6 protein-coding genes are annotated in these 6000 nt (G+C 43.9%); all 6 read left to right on the top strand.

What is annotated here, in order from left to right:
- Positions 1 to 345 precede the first annotated feature (345 nt).
- The 6 genes from HMPREF2832_RS00895 (at position 346) to HMPREF2832_RS00870 (ending at position 5982) form a co-directional block, all read left to right on the top strand.
- Positions 346 to 924, top strand: coding sequence for an HD domain-containing protein (locus HMPREF2832_RS00895; protein WP_070505281.1), 579 nt, complete (start codon positions 346 to 348; stop codon positions 922 to 924).
- A gap of 136 nt (positions 925 to 1060) precedes the next feature.
- Positions 1061 to 1909, top strand: coding sequence for an HAD family hydrolase (locus HMPREF2832_RS00890; RefSeq protein ID WP_070505280.1), 849 nt, complete (start codon positions 1061 to 1063; stop codon positions 1907 to 1909).
- Positions 1910 to 2542, top strand: coding sequence for an SGNH/GDSL hydrolase family protein (locus HMPREF2832_RS00885; RefSeq protein ID WP_024055139.1), 633 nt, complete (start codon positions 1910 to 1912; stop codon positions 2540 to 2542).
- Between the two features lie 420 nt (positions 2543 to 2962).
- A complete protein-coding gene (locus HMPREF2832_RS00880) occupies positions 2963 to 3358 on the top strand; it encodes a CopY/TcrY family copper transport repressor (protein ID WP_049506522.1) in 396 nt (131 codons plus the stop codon).
- Positions 3359 to 3376: 18 nt separating this feature from the next.
- Positions 3377 to 3748 (top strand): cupredoxin domain-containing protein, encoded by a 372-nt coding sequence (locus tag HMPREF2832_RS00875; RefSeq protein WP_003013285.1) that lies wholly within the window; start codon positions 3377 to 3379, stop codon positions 3746 to 3748.
- Positions 3749 to 3759: 11 nt separating this feature from the next.
- Positions 3760 to 5982, top strand: a complete 2223-nt coding sequence (locus tag HMPREF2832_RS00870; protein WP_003013151.1) for a heavy metal translocating P-type ATPase — start codon at positions 3760 to 3762, stop codon at positions 5980 to 5982.
- Positions 5983 to 6000 lie beyond the last annotated feature (18 nt).

Here is a 6000-nt window from a genome sequence, read left to right as displayed (position 1 = left end):
TGTTTTACTCTCAATAATTCCGAGTGCCTGAAACGTATTGTTTCAAGCACTTTTCTCACAGCGGAAAGTTTTTGTATTTTCTTGATTCATTCTAAAAATAGGAACTCATTTTTACTTACTTTTAGAATCGATTAACTTATTTTACTTTAAAATAGTTTGTCTCATTCTAAAGTTAACCGGTAAAGACTGGTTAGCTTTTTTGCTTGTCCTTGTGCTCTTGTTAGAAAAATGGCGGTGCTCCAAAAAGGAGGGACATTATCTTTTTGCAAATACGGGAATTCATTTATGGAAAACAGGATTTCTGGTATGATAGTCGTAATTTCGAATAGGGAGGTTGGAGTCGCCATGAGTGATTTGAATCAGACAGTTGCATTTATTAAAGAAATCGAGAAATTAAAGTCAGTAACAAGGTTTAATAGAACCCTTGATGGACGGTTTGAAAATAGTGCCGAGCATTCCTGGCAGGGTGCGATCGCTGCGATGGTTCTTCAGGATTATTATCCTGAAAAATTGAATATGGAAAAGGTCATGTTTCTGTTACTGATCCATGATTTAGGTGAGATTTATGCTGGATATACTTGGGTGTTTGATGATGAAAAAAAGCTTCATGCTCATGATAGAGAGCTAGAATCTATAGAAAAAACAATGAGCCTCCTTCCAGAAGCAACATATTTGAATATGAAAAAATCGTGGTTGGAGTTTGAAAAAGGGCAGAGTCCTGAGGCAAGATATGCAAGAGTGATTGACGCATTGGTACCACTGATCAATCACTTGGAAGTGTCAGAAGTCAATTATAATCCTGATCATATCCGTTCAGAGATGGTATTAGAAAAGAAAAATTTTATAAAAAGTGAGTCCAAAGAGTTGTGGAAACTGACAGAAGAGTTGGTTCAGGAAAGTGTAGAAAAGGGCTTGTATTTATAAGATCCTTTGGCCATCAGTAACAACCTTCAGCCCAAGAGGAAGCCACCTGTTTTCACGGGTGGTTTTGACTTGCTTGATCTGTGGTATAATGGAACCAGATAATTTACACCCTTTGAAAGGGAAAAGGTTAGATTGTATGATTAAGTTGATTGCAACAGATATGGATGGAACCTTATTAGATGAGCAAGGAGAGGTGGATCTTCCGAGTCTGGAAAGGATCTTGGACCACTTGGATCAAAAAGGGATTCGCTTTGTCATTGCGACGGGAAATGAAATCCATCGCATGCGCCAGCTCTTGGGTCCCTTGGTCAAGCGGGTGACCCTGGTCGTCGCCAACGGAGCTCGGATTTTTGAGGATGACCAGATGATTCTTGGAAAATTCTGGGATCGAGAACTTGTAGAGGCGGTTCTTGCTTATTTTAAGGGGCGGGAAATTTCAGACCAGCTGGTTGTGTCAGCCGTCAATGGTGGCTTTGTCAAGGAAGGAACGGTCTTTACAGAAGTTGAGAAATTCATGCAGCCGGAAGTGATTGAAGCCTTGTACAAGCGGATGAAGTTTGTCCCCGAATTGACAGCAGATCTATTTGATCAGGTGCTTAAAATGAGCTTGGTTGTTGGCTTGGATCGTCTCGATCAAGTGCGTCGGGAAGTCCAGCAGGCTTTTGGAGATCAGCTGATGGCGGTTTCGAGCGGTTTTGGGAGCATGGATCTCTTACAAGCAGGTATTCACAAGGCTTGGGGACTGGCTCAATTAATGGAGAAATGGCAGCTTGATGCTAGTCAGGTCATGGCCTTTGGGGATAGTGGAAACGACATCGAAATGCTTGAAATGGCTGCTCACTCCTATGCGGTGGCCAATGCAGAAGAAGCTGTCAAGGCTGTTGCCAAACACCTAGCACCGAGCCATCAAGAAGGCGGTGTCTACCAAGTGATCGAAGAGTATCTAGGACTGACCCCCTGGGAACAAGTGAAAGGAAAGAAGTAGATGGCAGTACAACTGTTAGAAGACTGGCTCTTAAAGGAGCAGGAGAAAATCATAACAACCTATCGGGAGCTCAATCAAGCCCCTCTGAAAGAGCCTGGTTTGATCTTTATCGGAGACTCCATCGTAGAGTATTTTCCCATTCATGAACTATTACAAAGTCCCAAGCACATGGTCAATCGAGGAGTGCGAGGCTATAAGACGGGTCTTCTTCGTGAGCATCTAGACGCCCATGTCTTTGGAACGGCGGTGGATCAGATCTTTCTCTTGATCGGGACCAATGATATCGGAAAAGAAATTCCTCAAAAGGAAACCTTAGACAATGTAGAAGCGGTCTTACAAGCAATTATGAGGGACTTTCCGCTGACCCACATCAACCTGATCTCGGTTTTACCGGTGAGTCAAGAAGAGCGCTACAAACAAAAGGTCTATGTGCGGACCAATGAAAAAATTCAGGCCCTCAACCAGGCCTATCGCGAATTGGCCCAGGCCTACCACCAGGTCAGCTATATTGATGTGTATTCGTCTTTATTGGATGAAAAGAGGCAGTTGGCAGAAGCCTATACGACAGATGGCCTCCATTTAAATGTAGCCGGTTACCGCATCCTAGCCCAAGCTCTGCAGGAGACATTATAGAGACAAAAATAGGAGCGAAAAAAGCCCAATCAGACAAATCTTCAAAGAAAAATTTCAGATCGAAGATAAAGTCTTCTTAAAAACTTTCCTTAGGTGAGTACGGACGTCAGCGAACTTCTTTGAAGTTCCATGACTTAGTTTTGGACCTAAGGTTCCAAAACTCCCGAGTGCTAGAAACAATAGTGTTTCTAGCACTTTTCTCACGGCGGAAAGTTTCAGGAAATATTTGAATGGTTCTTATAATTGATATCAATTCTATTTCTTTTTAGATTTCCTTAGATGATTTTTTGTAAAAACAGATTGTCACCCTTCCTCTATTTCCAAGAGGAAAATTTTTTGTCTTTTTGGTTTACAAATGTAAATCTTAGGAGTAGAATAACATCATAAGATTTACAAATGTAGATTTAGAAAGGAGAGGCCATGCAAATTTCCAATGCGGAATGGCGCATCATGAAAATTATCTGGATGGAAGGCAAGCAGACCAGCAGGGATTTGATCGCCGTCTTGTCCGAGCGCTTTGACTGGTCGAAGTCGACCATCAAGACCCTCTTGACGCGCTTGGTTGAAAAGGGCTGTCTGACCAGAGAAAAATCTGGCAAAGCCTTTGTCTACTCGGCTTTGTTGAAGCAGGACCAGAGTTTAGACTTGGTGGTTGAGGAGGTGAAAGACAAGGTTTGCTCAAAAAGAATTGTCCAGGTGCTTGAAAACTTGATTCAGGAGAGTGACTTTACGCTTGCAGATCTTAATCAGCTGCAGCAGGTCCTGGAAGAAAAGAAAGCAGAGGCTGTCGAAACAGTCCCTTGCAATTGTATGTAATAGAAAGAAGGAATTTCAATGTTTGGATTGTTAATTAGTATTGTTTGTTTACTTGGGGTTGCTTTTATTGCTTGGTGGTTCTTTGCAGAGCATGAAAAGGTAAGCGGCCACGCTCGTCAGAAATCAGGTTATCAAGAAATTGAAGTCGAAGTCATGGGGGGCTATTCGCCTGAAACCATTGTCCTGAAAAAGAATGTTCCAGCCCGTATCATCTTTAATCGCAAGGATCCATCTTCATGTCTGGCTCAAGTGATCTTTCCAGACTTTGGCGTTCATGAAGATTTGCCTTTAGGTGAAAAACATGTCATTGAAATTACGCCAGAAAAAGCGGGCGAATATGGGTTTTCATGTGGAATGAACATGATGCATGGTCAAATGATTGTGGAATAAAGGAGTTAGGTATGGTAGAAAAACAAAAAGCAGTTGTGGAAAACGGAGTGCAAAAGATCCGTATTACAGCAGAAAAGGGCTATAGTCCCAAAGAATTTCAACTTCAAAAAGGGATCCCTGCTGAAATCACCTTCCATCGGGTCAATCCTTCCGGCTGTTATAAGGAAATTTTATTTGAAGATCAGGGGATTTTAGAGCCTTTGGAAGTCGGTGTGGATAAGGTGATATCCTTTACCCCGACAGAAACAGGGGACTTTGAGTTTTCATGTGGAATGAAGATGCAAAAGGGTTCCTACACGGTTGTGGAAAAACGCCGTCGTGTCTTAAGTTTACGGGATCGCTTTTGGATTACTAGTATCTTTACCCTTCCTTTATTAATCTTGATGATCGGGATGTGGGCAGGACTTGTCTCCCATCCAGTCAATCGCTGGGGAAACTTTCTAGCGACAACGCCGATCATGTTGGTAGCAGGAGTTCCTTTTATCAAGAGTGCCTGGGCCTCATTTAAGAAGCACCATTCCAATATGGATACCTTGGTAGCTCTTGGAACCCTGGTAGCCTATGTCTATAGTGTATTTGCCCTTTTTACTGGTCAGCCAGTATACTTTGAGGCTGCGGGTTTTATCATCTTCTTTATCCTCTTAGGGCAAATCTTTGAAGAACGGATGCGTAACAATGCCTCCGAGGCTGTGGAAAAATTGTTGGATTTGCAGGCAAAAACGGCTCAAGTTCTCCGTGATGGGAACTATGTCGAGGTGGCGGCAGAAGATATCCAAATTGGTGACTTGATTCGGGTCCGTCCTGGGGAAAAGATCGCAGTTGATGGGACGATTGTAGAAGGAAGTACGACCATTGATGAGTCGATGGTGACAGGTGAAAGCTTACCTGTGGAAAAATCAGTTGGTGATGCAGTGATTGGCTCCACTATCAACAGCAATGGGACCATTCTCTTTAAGGCTGAAAAAGTCGGTAGTGAGACCCTCTTATCTCAAATTGTGGACTTTGTCAAAATGGCCCAATCCAGTCGTGCTCCTATTCAAGATTTGACGGATAAGATTTCAGGTATCTTTGTTCCAGTGGTGACGATTTTGGCCATTGCGACTTTCTGGGTTTGGTCCGTGCTTCTGGGCGCGTCGCTTCAAGAGGCCATGCTCTATGCAGTCTCTGTCCTCATTATTGCCTGTCCTTGTGCCCTTGGTTTAGCAACCCCAACAGCCCTGATGGTCGGAACCGGCCGTAGTGCCAAGATGGGGGTTCTGATTAAAAATGGAACAGTTCTTCAAGAAGTGCAAAAGATTCAAACCGTTGTGTTTGATAAGACAGGGACCATTACCATTGGCCAACCACTTGTAACCGATGTTGTAGGAGATGAAGCGCGTGTCTTGACACTGGCTGCTAGTCTTGAAACTTTTTCAGAACATCCACTAGCCCAAGCGGTGTTATCCCAAGCAGAAGAAAAAGGTTTGGTGTTATCCCCTGTGGAAAACTTCCAAGCGATTGAAGGAAAAGGGGTCCAAGGTCAGATCGACCAGCAGTTGGTGACCTTGGGAAATGGCAAACTTCATGACGGGACAGCGATGGATCCGGAGCTTGAAAAACGGATGGTAGAGTTGCAAGAGCAGGCCAAAACAGTGATCAGTTTGTCTGTGGATGGGCAAGTGATTGGCTTGATTGCCATTCAAGATGCTCCGAAGGCCAGCTCAAAAGAAGCGATCAAAAAGCTCAAAGAACGGGGCTTGAAAACGGTCATGTTAACGGGGGATAATGAACGGGTGGCCCAAGCTATTGCTAAGCAAGTGGGAATTGACACCGTCATTGCTGATGTCCTTCCTCAAGAAAAAGCTAGCGCCATCCAAAAACTGCAAGAAGCTAGCAAGGTCGCCTTTGTCGGAGATGGGATCAATGATGCTCCAGCTCTCTCGATTGCGGATGTGGGGATCGCTATGGGGTCTGGAACGGATATTGCGATCGAGTCCGGTGGCATCGTGCTCACGCAAAATGATTTGCTTGGCGTTGTGCGCGCCTTTGACATGAGTCAAAAGACCTTCCGCAGGATTTTACTCAATCTCTTCTGGGCCTCTATCTACAATCTCCTTGGGCTTCCAATTGCTGCTGGAGTCTTTGTAGGACTGGGATTGACCCTCAATCCAGAACTAGCAGGTCTTGCCATGGCCCTTAGTTCTTTGTCTGTTTTGATTAGCTCTCTGCTTCTCAATGTTGCGAAAATTGATTAACGAAAATAAGAAGTGATA

The sequence above is a fragment of the Streptococcus sp. HMSC073D05 genome (genome assembly GCF_001812015.1).
Classification (GTDB): domain Bacteria; phylum Bacillota; class Bacilli; order Lactobacillales; family Streptococcaceae; genus Streptococcus; species Streptococcus parasanguinis_D.
This window is presented reverse-complemented; position numbering and strand designations above follow the sequence as displayed.